This is a genomic window from Paenibacillus sp. R-74696 (genome assembly GCF_055814915.1).
Window position 1 is genome coordinate 1 of record NZ_JBPULM010000022.1, and the last position, 17337, is coordinate 17337.

The window sequence follows — 17337 nt, forward strand, 5'->3', positions numbered from 1 at the left end:
CTTGCTGTCGTCTGGCTCAGCTGGCTGTTTTGCGGCGTTGTGTCGCTCACCGTTACCGCCAATGTCTGCGCTGCTCCTGCGTTAAAGTTGAACGCTAGGTTCGTCGTGCCTACTGACTGCTGCGACAAATATGCTTTGTTGATCGTCACTACGTTGCCCACAACTGTGTAGTCCGTTCCCGCTGTTAGCGTTGCTACACCATTCGTGATGCTGCTCAACGTATTGCCGTTCAGCGTCAACGTTACAGTTACATCTGCTTGCGCTGATGTTTCTTTATCGAAGCTCGCTGTTGTCTGGCTCAATTGGCTGTTTTGTGGCGTTGTATCGCTCACCGTTATTGCCAACGTTTGCGCTGCTCCTGCGCTAAAGTTGAACGCTAGGTTCGTCGTGCCTACAGACTGCTGCGACAAATACGATTTATTGATTGTTACCGTGTTGCCCACTACCGTATAATCGGTTCCCGCCGTTAGCGTTGCTACACCATTCGTGATGCTGCTCAACGTATTGCCGTTCAGCGTCAACGTTACAGTTACATCTGCTTGCGCTGATGTTTCTTTATCGAAGCTCGCTGTTGTCTGGCTCAGCTGGCTGTTCTGCGGCGTTGTGTCACTCACCGTTACTGCCAATGTCTGCGCTGCTCCTGCGCTAAAGTTGAACGCTAGGTTCGTCGTGCCTACTGACTGCTGCGACAAATACGACTTTTTAATCGTTACCGTGTTGCCCGCAACCGTGTAGTCCGTTCCCGCTATTAGCGTTGCTACACCATTCGTGATGCTGCTCAACGTATTGCCGTTTAGCGTCAACGTTACAGCTACATCCGCTTGCGCTGATGTTTCTTTATCGAAGCTTGCCGTACCAGGGGTAATTGCCGATGAAGAAACTACCGCCTCCGAGGTCATAACCAGTTTGTTAGGACCGGATATAACAATTTCATTATTGACGGTCATTAATGCAGACGCTCTCTTGGTAGCATCTAAAGTAGAAGAAGCTTGCCAAGTAGCACCGTCATCATTTGAATAAAAAATGTCCTCTGATTCATAACTGCTATCTGTAAAAAGTCCATAAAGCGTATTGCCTTTCTTTCCTAAAAATGTCGAACCACCAAATGCTAAATATCCGCCTGTTAAACCAGAAGGAGACCAAGTCATAAGATCCGAACTTGTACGGGTAAACATTTCATAAGTAGATGAATCGTACCCAAGCAAAATATATTTGCTTCCATCATAAATCACATTGGTTACAAAATCCGTTGAATTAGGATAACTGCTATCGTGATTCGTCCAATTTATCCCATCATTTGAAGTCAAAATTGCTAACTCGGTCACATTTCCATAATTATCAGTAGCATTCCCTAGCGCTACAAATTGATTATTAATATAAACAACCGAGGATAAATAGTTCAACGTATTGGTAGGCAAGGTCTGCTCCGTCCAAGTTACACCGTCCACCGATGTCTCAATCACAGCCTTATTGGTATAACCTGCTGCCACAAATACCCCACTGCCATAAGCTACATCAGTAAAAGTTTCATTGCCAAGCGCGCCGCTTTGCACGCTCCAACTCGTTCCATTGCTGGAGGCAGCAATTTTTGTTGTGCCGTGATAAGGTCCAGCAACTGCCACATACTTGCCATTTCCGTGCGCCACTGCTGTAAAAGCATCTGCGAATCCTGAAATACTGTGCTTTGTCCATACAGACAGGTCATTTGAAGTCCAGATGCTTCCTTCTTTTCCTAGCTGCCCAACAGCTATATATTGGCTACCGTCATATATAATTTCATTAAAATTCCCGCCCCATTTATAGCTCCAATTAGAGCCCGTATCTGAGACGCTCATACCTTCATTTCCAAACAAAAAGTATTTTCCGTTTATATAGGAAGCATTTTGATCAACAAACTCTCGTTCAAAAGGCTGCAGCGTCCAAGTTGTCGCATCTGTTGATGTATAAACAGCGCCATATTTGCTTCCCTCGCTGCCAAACAAATAATAATGTGCTCCATCATAAAAGCCTTTTCTCATTTGGCCGGTTGGATTTGACCCAACTTGTAAAGACGGGGCACCCATTAAGGTAAAAGTGGAGAGATTGGTAGAGGTCCAGATATAGCCGCTAATATCAGCCATAAAATAACGGTCATTCATCCATTCCAGAAAATTGGCTCCATTAGCGGGGAGCGAGGCTGGGGTCACTGGATGAACGGAAGTCCAAGTCGTGCCATTAGTCGTCGAATAAATTTTGCCTTCCTGACTCGATACAGCGAGGCGCGTCCCATTGTTTCCCACTGTTACTTGAGTGATGGATTTGTCAGAAGGTAATCCAGTAGGTACAACCGTTGTCCAAGTCGTACCATTAGTGGAGGTAACATACTTCCCTTGCGAGAGTGCATAAAAGGCTCCCACTCCATTAAAGGTAAAATATTCGACATTAGAAATCTGGGTAGAAATCCCCGAGGTTCGCTGTGTCCAATTCACGCCATCCGTGGAGCTTAAAATAACCCCTTCAGAACCAACGGCAACAAAGACGCCATTGCCATAAGCAACGCCATAAAAAATAAAGCTTGCTGGAGCAATTACTCCACTATAATTAGAATCCGCCTTGGTTTTTACGCTTTCCCAATGTTCGGCATCTGTAGATTTAATAATTGCCCCATAATATCCAACCGCGATGTATAGTCCATTACCATAGGCTCCAGCTGTCATAGAATTCGTAGGCAACGTCTCTCCGCTTTTTGTTGTAAAGGTGTCCGGCGTAGGCGCTGCATAAATGGAAGGGGTACAAACTTGAAGCATGATGATAAAAGCGAGCATAAAAATTCCTATTCGTGGCCATATCGATGTGTGATGCCTTTTTGTCATAGCTGAGTGCCTCCAGAATTTTATTAAGTTGCTGTCTATGTCTTGCAAGCTCTTTCAAAAACCCGATTCCTAAATATGCAGGCTCGTACATCCCGCCGGATTCACTCTCCTCTATGCTTCATTTATACTCTCTCTGATGACGCCACCCAATAGCTTCTGTACCATAATTAAGTCAGGAAATTTCTAGCTGTGAATAAATTCGACAAATTATAACATATTCCTCCTATAAAAAGACGGATTCAGGGATAATTTTTATCGAAATGTGTCGAATCTTCAATCGAGCATAAACCGCTACTGGCAAGGCTTTACCCATGAAAATAGCCTAGCATTTCCCCCACCTCTTTTCACCATACAGCCTCGACATAATTATTTTAAAAACACACCATAAAATCGTTATGGAAAACGTGATTTTCACCGATATATACTACATATTAGGTTAACTTTTAGAAAAGAGGGCGGGATTCTATGTTAAAACTATCTTTACGCTGGCGGCTGGCTCTGCTTGCTGCAATTCCGCTTATTGCGTATGTGCTGTCGAGCTTGTATTACCTGAACGGCCAGCAGCAAATTGTGCATACGATGACAGAGGAGATTTATGACACATCCAATCAGGTCAATTCACTGATTTTGAATGCAGACCGCGACATGTATCAGGCTTATGAAGCATATTTAAAAGTGGCGTCTGGTACGTTAAACGCGACTGAAACGGATGAAGCGCGCAAAGAGCTGGCCGAAAATATCGCGCAGGTATCCGAACGTGTTGGAAAAGCAAACGTTATTATTGAAGCGCAAGCTTTGAAAAAATTGGCATATGGTGAGTCTGGCCGTACGATTGAGGACATTCTGGGCCAATTCCAGCCAAAATTTGAATTGTGGTCCTCTGCTGCCGTACAGGCTGCTTCCGGGGAGCAGCAACAATTCCGCAATGCGGAAATTGACGACGCTTTTAAATCCAGCCGCTCCGGCATTGACGAGATTGGAGACAGCTTAGACAAGCATGCGGAGCTGACGATTGCGGCCATCAACAAGCAAGTGGATCAAAATCAACTTGTAGCATTCATAACGATTTCTTTAGTTACGCTTCTTCTAGTCATCATTGTTATCATCACCGTCCGTCAAATCATGTGGACAGTCCGTATTATCGTCGCCAAATCCAACCAAGTGGCAGCGGGAGATTTGACGGTGCAGCGCGATGAAAATCCTGGAAAAGACGAGCTTGGCCGGATTTCAGCAGCCGTCGATCATATGATAGATACGATGCGCAAGCTGATTTCCGGCATTTCGGAGTCTTCCGTCGAGGTAAGCGCAGCTTCCTCCCAGCTGACAGCTGCGTCGCAGGAATCGACCGAGGCCGCAGAGCACACCGCGATTCGGATTCAAGAGGTCGCTCAAAGCTCCATGGTTCAGGCTAGAACTGCACAGGAAACATCCCGTGCGATTGAAGAAATGGCGGTTGGCATTCAGCGTATTGCCGAAAATACAACTTCCATTGCCATGCATTCCTCTGAAACGTCAGAGCAAACCGAGCAAAGCCAGCAGGCGCTCGCTGCGCTCATCGCCCAGATGGAGGATGTTCGTTCCGTCATTACGAAGCTGTCGGAAAGCATTCAGTCTCTTGAGCATCGCTCGCAGCAAATCGGCAAAATCGCTCAAAATATTACCGCATTCGCTGGTCAAACGAATATTTTGTCGCTGAACGCCTCAATTGAGGCGGCACGGGCAGGAGAACAAGGCAAAGGCTTCGCCGTAGTTGCGGAGGAGATCCGCAAGCTGGCAGCGGCCTCGCTGGAATCAGCGGAAGGCATCAATACGCTCGTAGCTGGCACACGCAGTGAAATCGCTAGTGCATCCAGCTATATGGCGACAACCGTTCAAGAGGTCGAAAATGGCGGCGGCCAGCTGAAAGTGGTGCAGGAGCGGCTTGATGCTATCTCTATCGCTATTGAGCAAATTGCGAATCAGCTCCATGATAATTCGGCCATTGCTGAGCAATTGTCCGCAGGCTCGCAGCAAATTAGTGCTTCGACAGAATCAGCTGCAGCTGGCGCTGCCTCCAATTTGGAGAAAACAGATGACGTGGCGGCGGCAACGGAGGAACAGCTGGCGCAGATGGAGCATATCGCAGCATCGGCACAAGCACTGAATCGTATTGTTAGCGATTTGGAAACAGCTATTTCCAGCTTTAAAGTGAACTGACGAAGGCTACTGCTAACGGAACAGTTGAAAAACAAACAAGCGTAAACGGCTGGCGCCTTCCTCTGGCAGCAAAGCTACCGTTTCGCGTAGAAATAGAGAGAATGGATCAAAACATCATATCCTTTCCTATATTTCAAGCGTAAACGGCTGGCGCCTTCCTCTGGCGGCAAAGCTAACGTTTCGAGGGTAAAATAAAAGAGCAAGGTTTCCAAGGCGATCCCGGGAAACCTTGCTCTTCTCATTTTCTACTACTCTTGCAAAAGCTTGGCGACAATCGTAGCTATTTCAGCACGATTGATCGATTGCTCCGGTTTGATAGAACCATCCTTATAACCGCTGATCAGACCATGCTCTGCCAGAGCTTGAACCGCTTCCGCTGCCCAAGCAGAGATGCTGTCACCATCCTTAAAGCTGCCTTCGCCACTCGCCGTGCCAGCAGCAAGCTGCCCCTTAATCGCACGGTACAAAATCACAAAAGCTTCCTCGCGGGTAATTTCCTGATTCGGCTTAAAGCTGCCGTCAGCAAATCCGCTCACAATTCCTTCATTGACCAACGCATTTACCGAGCCTGCATACCAAGCTCCTTCCGACACATCGCTAAATTTCGATGAACCGGCAGCCGTGTCCAGCTTCAATAAGCGGAAAATAATCGTCATAAACTCGGCGCGATTCATCTTTTTATCCGGCTGGAACGTGCCATCTGGATATCCTTGCATGATACCCTGAGCCGTCAGCTTGCCAATTGCCGCTCCTGCCCAGTGATTGCTTACATCCGGAAATGCTGGCGGATTCGTTCCTGTTCCTGGATCTGTTCCTGGATTCGTTCCCGGATCCGTACCAGTTCCAGTCCCCGGCGTAGTCCCTGGATTCGACCCATTGCCTGAGCCGCTTCCCGAGCCTGATCCTGGATTGCTGCCGGACCCCGAGCCAGGATTCGTCCCTGGGTTTGTTCCAGGATTCGTGCCTGGGTCCGTACCGCCACCGCTGCTTGCTTTGGCAGGAACGATAACCGACCGTACGATAATAGCACTGGTCTGATCCGATAACCTTGTCACTTCCAGCTCCAATTGAACGGTTGTTGCTTGCTCTGGCGGCGTAATTGTACCATCGGTGCCAATTACTGCACTGTTGGAGGATTTGATCGCCACTGTGAAGCCTTCTGGGGCTTCCGGAAGCGCAAGTTGTACCGCCCCTTGTGCTGGTGCTGCTATTTCGCCTAGACGATTTGCTGCCTGAACGGCTGTCTGCTCCTTAGCGACGATCATAATCCAGCTGATTTGCGGATCGGGAGCGCCATTAACCGCCCGGCGAACCGTCAGCGCAAGCTTCCCATCAGATACATTCACGTCTTCGTAGCCCAGCACATCTCGCGAAGCGCTGAATGTATAGCTGCTCGTTTTAATTTCATCATTGATAACGATATGAGCTTTCCGAGTACCAGGGTTATATTGCGACCATGGGTCGAACAGGCCTACATATACATCGTATTCGCCATTTGCGATATCAAAACGGTAAGGCAAATCATCGCCAGTACCAGACTTTAAATAACGCAGTGAAGCGAACAGATCGCCACTAGCCGTACCCGAGGTCAAGGTATTGTCACCAACATAACCCCAATTTTGACCATTATCCGGGTCATATTTCTGGTCGATCGCATCTTTATTAATAAGCGTATCATCCATGTAGGCAATCATGTCGTTATAATCGGCTGTTGCCGCTCCTCCAGCATGAACAAAATAAGCGCTGCGATCCGGCACCACATAAATTTGCTGTTCAATCGTTTTGCTACTCGCCCCGCTAAGCGTACCCTTCAGCGTAACAATTCCAGGCTTAGCAAACAGCTCCGGCGTTGCATTCCAAGCAATTGCAGCCGTCGTTTGCGAACCACCAGACAATGTAATTTGCACCGTATCTGGCAGCACAGGCACTTTGCCAATCGAGGTTTGCGAAGGCAAAGGCGTATCAATCGTAATACGTCCCATAGCGTTCAGCTCATCCAGCGTCCATTCATCGCGCCAGCGCAGCGCGATTTCATCATTTTGGCCAAATTCGATCGGCAGCCAAATGTAACGCGAATTTTTCAAATCATTTTTGTCCCAGCGATCGCCCATATACAGGAATTTACCCGCTGCTGGATCAATCGGAAGAACATGCGTGCTTTGCGAGCCAAACGTCGTACCGCTGCCTGGCGCTACATCGCGCATCGGCTTCCACTCACCGAAAATATCATCGGCAACCGTGTATTTCCCAAGGTTCGGGTCCCATCCGGTGGCGCCTGATGTGATCATATAATATTTGCCCTGATATTTGAACAAGGCAGGAGCTTCCCGCTGTCCTCCCGGAAATACCCGAACGTAATCGACACCATATTCGGCTTTGTATACGGTATCGCGCTCGACATTGCCGTCTTTATGCCAGCCGACAATATCGGTATATTCCTCGTTAAGCTTGGAAATGTACATCGTCATATTTTCCTCGCTGGAATAGACGAGGTAAGCTGTACCGTCATCATCCTTGAAAAGCGTCATGTCCCGCGCCATTCCCGGCTGGTTAGGCTGCCCATTGTAGGTGGCATCCGCAGGAGCACGGTCCATCCGGTGGCTTTCGCCGTAGACGAAGGGTCCTGTTGGCGAATCGCTCAGCGCATAGCCAGCCTCCGCCTTCGCATAGTTGGCTGTCGACGTTTCCGACGGGCCATCCGTATGCATCCACATCACGTATTTTCCGGTTGCATCATTGTAAATAACCTTTGGACGCTCGATAATGCGATCCGTCCCAATATCGTTCAAAATGCTGGCTTGATCCGTTCTGCCTGCATACAGCTGAGAGATGAGCGGATCATTCGTAAAATCATCCATCGACCCAATCGCAGTCAACGCCAGACCATGATCCTCCCAATTGTATAAGTCGGTTGAGGAGTATACCCGAACGCCGCGGGCTGGCAAATAGCCATTGGTCTTATCCTCGCCATACCAATAATATTTTTCCGTATGCTCATCGTAGATGATGCCGCCGCCATGAGCCTGAATAAGCGCACCGCTCGTATCATTCCAAACCGTGCCCGGCTTAAACGACGTATTCGGCACATCCAGCGAAAGCTGGGCAAGCGCGGTATTCAATGAAGCGATAGCCGAGCGAATCTGCTCCTGCACCGCAGGGTCTTGAATGTCTGTGCCATTTGCAGACAGTGCATCGAATGTACTAGCAGCTGTGGCAATTGCATCATTCAGCACCTGTACGCTGTAGCGTGTGTACTTCACATCAGTTGCCTCGCTTCTTGCCTCATCCAGCTTATCTCCCAAGTCGGACAAAGGAACCGTGACATTCAGACGAACAATAATATAGCTAAGCATTGGATCATTATAATTGCTTAATGCTGCAGTTGCTGGCCCTTGAACGCGAACCTGCATTTCATTTCCTGTCAGCCTTAAATTGCGGTAAGTTACCTCCTTTACGGCATCATATTCTCCAATAGCAGTTTCACCGAAGAGATTCGTCCCGTTCACAACCATATTGACGCTGCGGCCGCTCCATGGATTTTTGAACCCAAACGTAATATCATAGCTGTCTTCCGGCAGCTCAAATTTGTATTCAATCGCCTTATCCCTTACTTGCGAGCCGTTATAATAACGCAGCGTACCCAGCTTCGTTGAAGCATCGCCTGTTCTTGCAGCTGATGTAGTCGTTACTAACCCCCATTTTTTTTCAGTTACAGCATCCGCCCCATAGACCTGCTCGGTTACGGAGGAATACAGTCCAAACTTATCCGTGCCTTCTACCGTAGATGGCGTTGCATCCCCTGCATTCACAAAATAAAGAATATAGTCGTTATCCTTCAATTCCTGCTCGGTAAAATCATCACGTACCGCTGCGCTCACATTAGAAGAATTGTCCCCGTTTTGCAGCCCCTCTGCCGCATAGGCAGGAAAAGCAGATACAAGCATGGACAGCACCAATAGACAGGAGCATGCGGCCGAAAGCCATTTTCGCTTATTCAATACGATGAATCCCCTCTCTGTATATAGATCACCCCAAGCATGTATGCGTTTGCAAAAAAATGCTGGAGCGTCACAATGAATTGTAACCAACCACTGGCTATCGTTCAATTGAACAATTCGGAGCAGGCTGAACCGCTGCTGTTCCCACAAATTGTTCACCCAGGTTTCATTTGTTCACACTGCGCCATTTACTTGATAGGACTGCACAAATACTAGATCCCTTCTATTTATAAATGAAAAAGAGAATGCCCGTTCACAGCCGCTAATTGCACATGTGAACGGGCATTCCCTCATCAAAAAGCCAGCTGTTGTCGAGCAGCTGGCTAGCTTTGGTATAAAGATAAAACAGGTGCTATGCCTTTGGTGCACCCTCCAGCAGCTTCTCCACGATAAAATCAAGCTGCTTGTCCAGCGAATAAATATCGCTGTAATACGCAAGTCCAAATTCGATTTCGACCAAGCGACCTTCTTTTACAGCCGGGATGCTGTTCCAAATCGAGTTGTCGGATAAATCATCCATACCCGTCCATGAGGAGCGGAAAATATAATCGCCCATATATTCCGGCAGAACCTCCAACGATACGTTTTCGCCATCGCCAACTGTTGCGACATCGATTTTATCCTGAATCACCTTCGGAGCCTTCATTCCCAGGTATTCATAAATAATTTGCGACCCGCGGCCATACTGCTTGCTGGCGATGACCGACATTTGCTTTTTGCCGCCTTCAATAATAGAAACCGTTTTGTCATAAACGCCTGCTGCTTTCAGCTTCTCCTTGCTATCTTCCACTTTCTTGTTGAAGTTTTCCATCAGCGTATTTACTTCCTGCTCCTTGCCGAACACCTTGCCCAGCATTTTCATTCGCTCATCCGTCGTCATTTTGTCAAACGGAATGTAAACCGTTGGAGCAATATCACGCAGCTTGTTATACGTATCCTCAGAAGGGGCAATAATCAAGTCTGGATCAAGAGCTAGTACCGCCTCCTGATTCGGCTCAAACCATTCGCCGAGCGTTGCAATACCCGTAAGCTCCTGCTCAAACGCAGCTCCCTCGTACACATCGGAAATACCGACCGGCTTCACGCCCATCGCCACCACATCGCCCAGCATATATAGCGCAACGACGCGCTTCGGCTCGGCAGGCACTTCCACATCGCCTTTCTCTGTGCTGATGATGCGAGTTGCTGCTTCCGTTGGCGATGCTTGGCCGCTGTCATTTTGCGCGGGCGACGCTGATTCCGTGGCAGTGCTTGGGGAAGCAGAAGCTCCGGTGTTCGTGCTCGTATTCGCAGTACCTGATGAGCAGGCACCTAGCAATAGCGTTAACGTAAGCAACAAGCTAATAGCGAGACCAGATGTTGTATTTCTTTTCATTCGTACAGACCCTCCACGTTTATATTGATAATGATTATCATAATTACCAATATAACGCCGCAGCTTTCCCGTTCCAATGGATATTTCAGATAAGATGAATGGACGATCTTCTGAAAGCCGCTTCTTGCGTTCCCGCTCTTGAAAACGAACGGGGGATAAGCCGGTATGTTTTTTGAAAATCCGGCTGAAATAATACACATCCGCATAGCCAACCTCAAGCGCGATTTCATTCAGTGCCGCATCCGTGCCAATGAGCAGCTCGGCCGCACGCTTCACCCGAATTTGAATCAAATAATGGATCGGACTTGCTCCCGTATGCTCTTTAAAGCGCATCGACAGATGCCGGGGACTGTAATTCAGCTTTTCCCCCAGCGACTCCAGCGTAACAGCCTCCTGAAAATGATCCTCTATATAGCGGATGGCCTGCGTAACGAGGTCCGGCTTGCTTACTTTAATGCCCTGTGTCTTCATTTGCCGAAGCAGCTCATGGATAAATTGATAAAACAACCCCTTGATTTGGATGCGATCCAAATCATCTGCGTTTTGCCATGCTTTGCGAATATGGTCCAGTGGACGAAGCAATGGCAGCGGCTCCTGCGGCTGAAAACCATATTGCAGCTCAAAGGGCTGATGCCGCTCCATGAGCCGAGCCAGCTCTTTATTGCCCGGCAAAGCATACACCGCCCGGTACAAAAGCAAATAATATTCGAACTCTTCCTCCGCCCACACGTCCAGCCGCATGCCCTTGCCGCCATGCAGGACATGAAACCGCTGAGCCTCATGCTCGTCGCCGTCCAGCTTCAAATACCCAGCACCACGCACACTGTAAATGAAGCCGCTTGATGGCAGCAAATAATCCTCCAGCAGCTCGCCTGGCTGCATGACGACATGGCGAATATCCCATATTTTAATAGCCGTCTGGTTCCATAATTTTATATGTTCATCCAGCTTCAATTCCTCAACCTCCCCACTCCCTGCCTTAAATGAACCGATCGAGCTATCCCTTAGTTCCTTCATTATAATTGATAAATCTTCTCATTTACAATGAAAATAACGCCAGGCTCTATTAAAATGCAAAAAAAGCCCGCAGCTTCGGCTGGGCCGAATATCGCTGCAAGCTTCTTTGTATGCTTTTACAAATAAATCTCCTTGCCGGTCGCTGCCGATTCATAGATGGCTTCCAAAATTTGCGTCACCACGAAAGCCTGTTCCGGCTTAACGAGCGGCTCCGTATCATGGATAACCGCCTCGAGCCATTGCCGGGCTTCCTTCGTGCCCGGATCATTCGAGCCGGGGCCAAAATACGCGATGCCGGGACCGGCTGCCGCCTTCGTTTCCATCAGCTTGCCGAATTGGACATTGTTGAAGATCAGTTCTCCAGCATAATCTGCGCCCTGCTTCATCTCTGCGCCGCCGTTTGTGCCATAGAGTGATGCCTTCGCTTCCTTCACATCCGTCGTATTCAATGCCCAGGAGCTTTCAAGGAAAATCGTTGCGCCATTTTCCATCTTAATGAGGCCGAATGCGGAATCCTCAACTTCCAGCTCCTCCGGCTTCCACGGACCGAACATATTGCCCTCCGGCTTATCCCGCAGCTTGTAGAACACCGAGCCGCTAACGGACTTCGGTTTGTAATTGTCCATAAACCATAATGCCAAATCAAGCGCATGCGTGCCAATATCAATCAGGCAGCCGCCACCTTGCTGCTCCTTGTCGGCAAAGACGCCCCATGTCGGAAGCGCCCGCCTGCGGATCGCATGGGCTTTCGCCATATACACCTCGCCGAGCGCTCCTTCCCGGCAAGCTTGATGCAGCGTTTGGGAATCGTCATTCCAACGGTTTTGGTAGCCGATTGTCAGCTTTTTGCCTGTCCGCTCTGCAGCATCCAGCATTTTACGCGCTTCTGCCGAGTTAATCGCCATCGGCTTCTCGCACATCACATGCTTGCCCGCCTCCAGCGCATCTACGGTAATAAATGAATGCTGCAGGTTTGGCGTCAGCACATGAATAATATCAATAGAGCTATCTTCTAACATCTGCTTATAGTCGGTATACGTCTTGGCATCCTCTGTACCGAACTGCTGCGCCGCTTTCTCTGCCTGCTCCGGGATGATATCGCAGAACGCAACCATATCAACCAAATCGCTATTATTTTTAAGTGACGGCATATGCTTCTGAAAGGCGATGCCTCCACAGCCTATAATGCCTGCTTTCAATTTCCCCATCATTTGCAGCCTCCTAAGGTGAAACGGCTGTCGCCGTCTTTTGGCGGCAAAGCAACCGTTTCGCGATGAAATATAAGCATAGTTATAGATGTGAGCATATAAATTCTTATATTTTAAATGAATGTGCGCAAATACGCCAGATCGTTGCGGACGCTGGCAAGCTTATCCGCTGATTTTCCTTCATTTTCAACCAACGCATATTTCACATGTCCGAGTTCCTTGATCTTTCCATACACATGGGCAAAATCGAAAGCGCCTGTACCGAGATCAACAAAGTCCGAAGGCACAATATATTTGCGGTATACATCCATCAGCCCAAGCCCTTCGTCGCCGTTCGCACGCATGGATTCGAATAAATTAAGCGGGCCAGACAGCTGCTTGCTGTAATCCTTCTGATGAATCATATCGCAGCGGTCGCCTACACGCTCCATTACCGCAATCGGATCAACCCCAGCCCGCATCACCCACACGAGATCCAGCTCAAATTTCAAATGCTTGGGATCGGTATGGGCGGCCAGGATATCAAACAATGTTGTATCGCCATCCGACTTGAATTCATGAGCATGATTATGGAGATAAAGCTGGAAGCCGCGCTGCGCAAGCTTGCCGCCAAGCTGCTCCAACTGCTCGGCGAGACGCAGCGTGCTGTCACGGTCATCCATCCAGACGGATGGAAGCACCAGTGACGTACAGCCGAGCTGTTCGTAATAATCCATCAGCTCATCCCAGCGGTGGGCTAGTAAATCCTCACCCGGCATCGGCCCTTCATGGGCTGCGATAGCCTTAAGGCCGGAAGCCGCCAGCTCGGCGGCAACCTCCTTGGCTGGAAACTCATCGCTGAACCGCGACATTTTCACCATATTGAAGCCTAGCATTTCCAGATGGGTATAGCCTGCTTCCGCAAGCTGGCGCAAAGTGCCGTAATAATCTTGAGCTAGCTGCTCATGGACGGAATAAATGTTAATGCCTGCTTGAATGCTCATGCCAGACCATCACTCCTTGGAATATTATTTATTGGCTGCAGCCCACTCATCAAGCTGCTTTTGTTTTTCGGCAACGATTTTCTCCATGCCAGCCGATTTCAGCTTCGCAATATATTCCGGCAAATATTTATCCGGTTCAAGCGTGCCATTTTCCAAACCAATCTTGAATTGCTCCTTCACGTTCTGTACAGCCGCCACTTCTGTTTTCACAGGGTCCGCTGTAAAGCTGAAGCCAAGCGCTTTCGATTTCACTGCCGATTTGTTGAACTCATCAAGCTTCGTCCACAGATCCGCACTATCCCCTTCCCAAATATGGGAGAGCAATTGATTGCCCCACATCCAGCCATGCGTCGGGTTGTAAGTCGAGCTGGAGGAATCTACGCCAGCCGGGAAGCCAACGATATTGCCATCCTTCACTTCATAGTGCTTGCCTTTAATGCCATAGTCGATCAGGTTAACGAGGTCTGCATCCGAATAAAGCAGGTTCAGGAACATCATAGCGCGCTCAGGGTCCTCGGAGTTTCTAGCAATGCCGAACATAATGTTAGCGATTGAAGAAGTCGTCGAAATCGCTGGAGAAATACGTGCTGCAACGAGCGGCGTACCTGTAAGCAGGGACTCCTTGCTTTCATAGCCAGGCTTCATATGCGCCATAAAAGCAAACGCTTTGTTAGCTTTGATCAACTGCTCGGAAGTCGTTTGGTTCGTCGAAACATCTTTAGGGATAAAGCCTGCGTTGTACCATTCTCTTGCTTTTTTCACCAAGCTCGCATATTCAGGCGTTTCGTACCAGTTTACGACTTTCAGCTCGCCATCAAAGCCAACGAGTACACCATTCTCGTCGCCAAGCGGGTCGATGACGCTGCCCACCATGGATTGGATAACCGAGAAGCTTGGGCCCTCTGGGAGAACGGCCGCCATGCCCGGCTCATTAGCTTTAATCGTTTGGAAAACAGCCGTCAAGTCATCCAGCGTCTTGATCGCACTGACATCGATTTTGTGTTTGTCTACAATATCCTGGCGCATAACGAGGCCATAATCTGCTGCCCAGTCACGTACGCTTGGAAGAGCGTAAATTTTGCCATTCGAGGAGCCGGCTTTAATCACATCTTCGCCGACAACCTTTTGAATATCTTGTCCGTATTTCGCTAGAAGTTCATCCATCTCTACCAGTTGGCCCTTAGCAGCCTGTGTGCCAAAGTTAAGCCCTGTGCCGGTTACGAGAATATCCAGCGGCTCATTGCCTGCAAGCATTAGGTTCATCTGCTGCTGCCATGCTCCGATATCGATTGGCAGGAATTTAACCGTTGCATTGATTTTAGCTTGTGTAATTTTATTGACCTCAGCTTGAACCTCAGCCAAATCCTTCGTATTGCCGATGCTTAAGAAAGCCACCGTCATTTCATAAGGCTTGAGTTCAGACGCTCCGCCTGTTTCTCCACCTGCAGCATTCGTTGCTCCGGCATTCGATGTTGAACTGCCGCTGTTGCCACCACATGCTGCAAGCACCAGCATAACGCTCAGCAGCATCGCCACTATTCCAATTGTCCGTTTTCTCATCTCTGCAACCTCCCTGTATGTTCAAGCTTGTATGCTAACCGGCCAAAAGCCGTGTGTAGCCGAACGTTAATCTCATTAACCTTTAACAGCACCAATGACCAGCCCTTTGACGAAATACTTTTGGAAAAAAGGGTATGCGCATAGCAGCGGCACTACACCGATAACCGCCATTGCCATCCTTACCGTTTCCAGCGGAATTTGCGCATTGGCTACTTCCCCCGCATTAAGCGTCGAGGCATTGTTTTGGATAAACTGGGCGTTGAGCAAAATCCGGTTCAGCAGGTTTTGCAAGCTGAACAGCTTGCTATCGGTAATATAGATGAGCCCGTTAAACCAGTCATTCCAGTAGCCAATCGTCTGCATGAGCCCAATCGTTGCCAAAATCGGCAGCGACAGCGGCAAAATCATCTTGAAGAAAATTCTGAATTCTCCAGCGCCGTCAATGGAAGCGGATTCAATAATCGCATGCGGAATCGAATTTTGGAAAAACGTCCGCATAATGAGGACGAAGAAGCCATTTGTCAGCAAACCTGGAATAATAAGCGCCAGCAGGGAGTTTTTCATATCAAATACTTGAGTGTAAATGATATAGGTCGGAACGAGTCCACCGTTGAACAGCATCGTGAAAAAGACGTAAAAGGCGAGCTGCTTTTTCATTGGCATATCGCTGCGCGACATCGGATAAGAGAGCAGCGCCGATATGGACAATCCGACGAAGGTTCCGATTAGCGTGACGAATATGGTAATGCCATAGGAGCGGGTAATATTTTCAGCATCACTCCACAAAAACTTGTAAGCATCGAGGCTCCATTCGCTCGGAACTAAGGAGTACCCTTCCTTGACAATGGACGCTTCACTCGTAAAGGAAGTCGTCAGCAGCAGCACGAATGGCATGAGGCACATGAGCACAACAGCGATAAAGAACACATGAATCGCAACTTGAAAAATTTTATCCTTCGTATTTACCATGACTATAACCTCCTAGAACAGCGCATTGTCGCGGTTTCGTTTACTTACAATATAATTGGACAGCAGCACGAGCACAAAGCCGACAACGGATTGGTACAAGCCAGCAGCGGAGGACATTCCGATATCGCCGAGATTGATGAGTGCCCGATATACATACGTATCTACTACGTTCGTCGTTGAGAGCAGCTCGCCCGTATTCAGCGGTACTTGATAGAATAAACCAAAATCCGAGTAGAAAATACGGCCAATTTGCAGCAGTGTCATAATGGTAATAACCGGCGCGATAAGCGGAATCGTAATTTGCGTAATTTGACGCCATTTGCCTGCTCCATCGATCGTAGCCGCTTCGTAATATTCCGGATCAATGCCGATAATAGCTGCAAGATAAATGATACAGAGATAGCCGACGTTTTTCCAAACGTTAACGATAACTAAGATGAAGGGCCAATATTTAGGCTCGCTGTACCAAGAGATCGGATCAATTCCGAAGAGCGGAAGGATCTGTTTGTTTATGAATCCGGTTTCACCACTCAGCATGGCAAGCACCAAATAACCAACGATAACCATTGAGATCAAATAAGGAATGAGTACGATGCTTTGATAAAAACGGGCGGCCACTTTTTTCTTTACTTCATTGAGCAAGATGGCGATGCCCACTGCTATAATCAGGTTTAATATGATAAAAGATATGTTGTAGAGCAGCGTATTGCGAGTAATGATCCAAGCATCTTCGGTTTTGAATAAGTATTCAAAGTTTTTAAAGCCGATCCAATCGCTGGCTAGAATGCCTTTTGCAAAGTTAACATCCTTGAAGGCGATAATCAGACCCAGCATCGGCAAATAGTTGTTGATGAACAAATAGATGACGCCGGGAATAATCATAATGAATAATGGTGCGTAACGCTTCAGCCTTTTCAATACGGGATTTTGTGCCCGTCTTACTTCCGTCTGCTGCTCCGCTGGTTTTGATGTAGCTGTGCTTGCCGTCGTCGCCATCGCGGTTCCCCCTTCACTTCTTCTACCTCTATCTTAGTTTTTCGCAAGGTGTTGGACTACGACTAAACCGACTTCTTCGTTGTCATCTTCCGACATCTTGAGGAAGGCGACCAAGGTGAAACGGCTGTCGCCTTCCTTTGGCGGCGCGACGCGTTTCAGTCCGAGAAATATAGAGAAGGGATC

The 17337-nt window shown here is 48.3% G+C and carries 9 protein-coding genes; 1 reads left to right on the forward strand and 8 read right to left on the reverse strand.

The window, feature by feature from the left end:
• A partial coding sequence (locus ACSR9A_RS06115; protein ID WP_473756191.1) for a X2-like carbohydrate binding domain-containing protein occupies window positions 1–2852 on the reverse strand: 2852 nt, incomplete at its 3' end.
• Window positions 2853–3317: 465 nt separating this feature from the next.
• Here ACSR9A_RS06115 and ACSR9A_RS06120 point away from each other — a divergent pair.
• Entirely contained in the window at window positions 3318–5048 is a 1731-nt protein-coding gene (locus ACSR9A_RS06120) for a methyl-accepting chemotaxis protein (protein WP_473756192.1), read from the forward strand.
• 248 nt (window positions 5049–5296) lie between these two features.
• Here ACSR9A_RS06120 and ACSR9A_RS06125 read toward each other — a convergent pair whose 3' ends face one another.
• From ACSR9A_RS06125 to ACSR9A_RS06155, 7 genes are all read right to left on the reverse strand, one after another.
• Complete coding sequence (locus ACSR9A_RS06125) at window positions 5297–9046, reverse strand: S-layer homology domain-containing protein (RefSeq protein ID WP_473756193.1); 3750 nt, start codon at window positions 9044–9046, stop codon at window positions 5297–5299.
• 352 nt (window positions 9047–9398) lie between these two features.
• Entirely contained in the window at window positions 9399–11375 is a 1977-nt protein-coding gene (locus ACSR9A_RS06130) for an AraC family transcriptional regulator (RefSeq protein WP_473756194.1), read from the reverse strand.
• 179 nt (window positions 11376–11554) lie between these two features.
• Window positions 11555–12649: a Gfo/Idh/MocA family protein gene (locus ACSR9A_RS06135; protein WP_473756195.1), complete on the reverse strand. Its 1095-nt coding sequence runs from the start codon at window positions 12647–12649 to the stop codon at window positions 11555–11557.
• A 110-nt stretch (window positions 12650–12759) separates the two neighbouring features.
• Window positions 12760–13629 (reverse strand): sugar phosphate isomerase/epimerase family protein, encoded by an 870-nt coding sequence (locus tag ACSR9A_RS06140; RefSeq protein ID WP_473756196.1) that lies wholly within the window; start codon window positions 13627–13629, stop codon window positions 12760–12762.
• 24 nt (window positions 13630–13653) lie between these two features.
• Entirely contained in the window at window positions 13654–15189 is a 1536-nt protein-coding gene (locus ACSR9A_RS06145) for an ABC transporter substrate-binding protein (protein WP_473756197.1), read from the reverse strand.
• Between the two features lie 75 nt (window positions 15190–15264).
• Entirely contained in the window at window positions 15265–16158 is an 894-nt protein-coding gene (locus tag ACSR9A_RS06150; protein ID WP_473756198.1) for a carbohydrate ABC transporter permease, read from the reverse strand.
• 12 nt (window positions 16159–16170) lie between these two features.
• Window positions 16171–17040, reverse strand: a complete 870-nt coding sequence (locus ACSR9A_RS06155; protein WP_341283075.1) for an ABC transporter permease — start codon at window positions 17038–17040, stop codon at window positions 16171–16173.
• Between the last annotated feature and the right edge of the window lie 297 nt (window positions 17041–17337).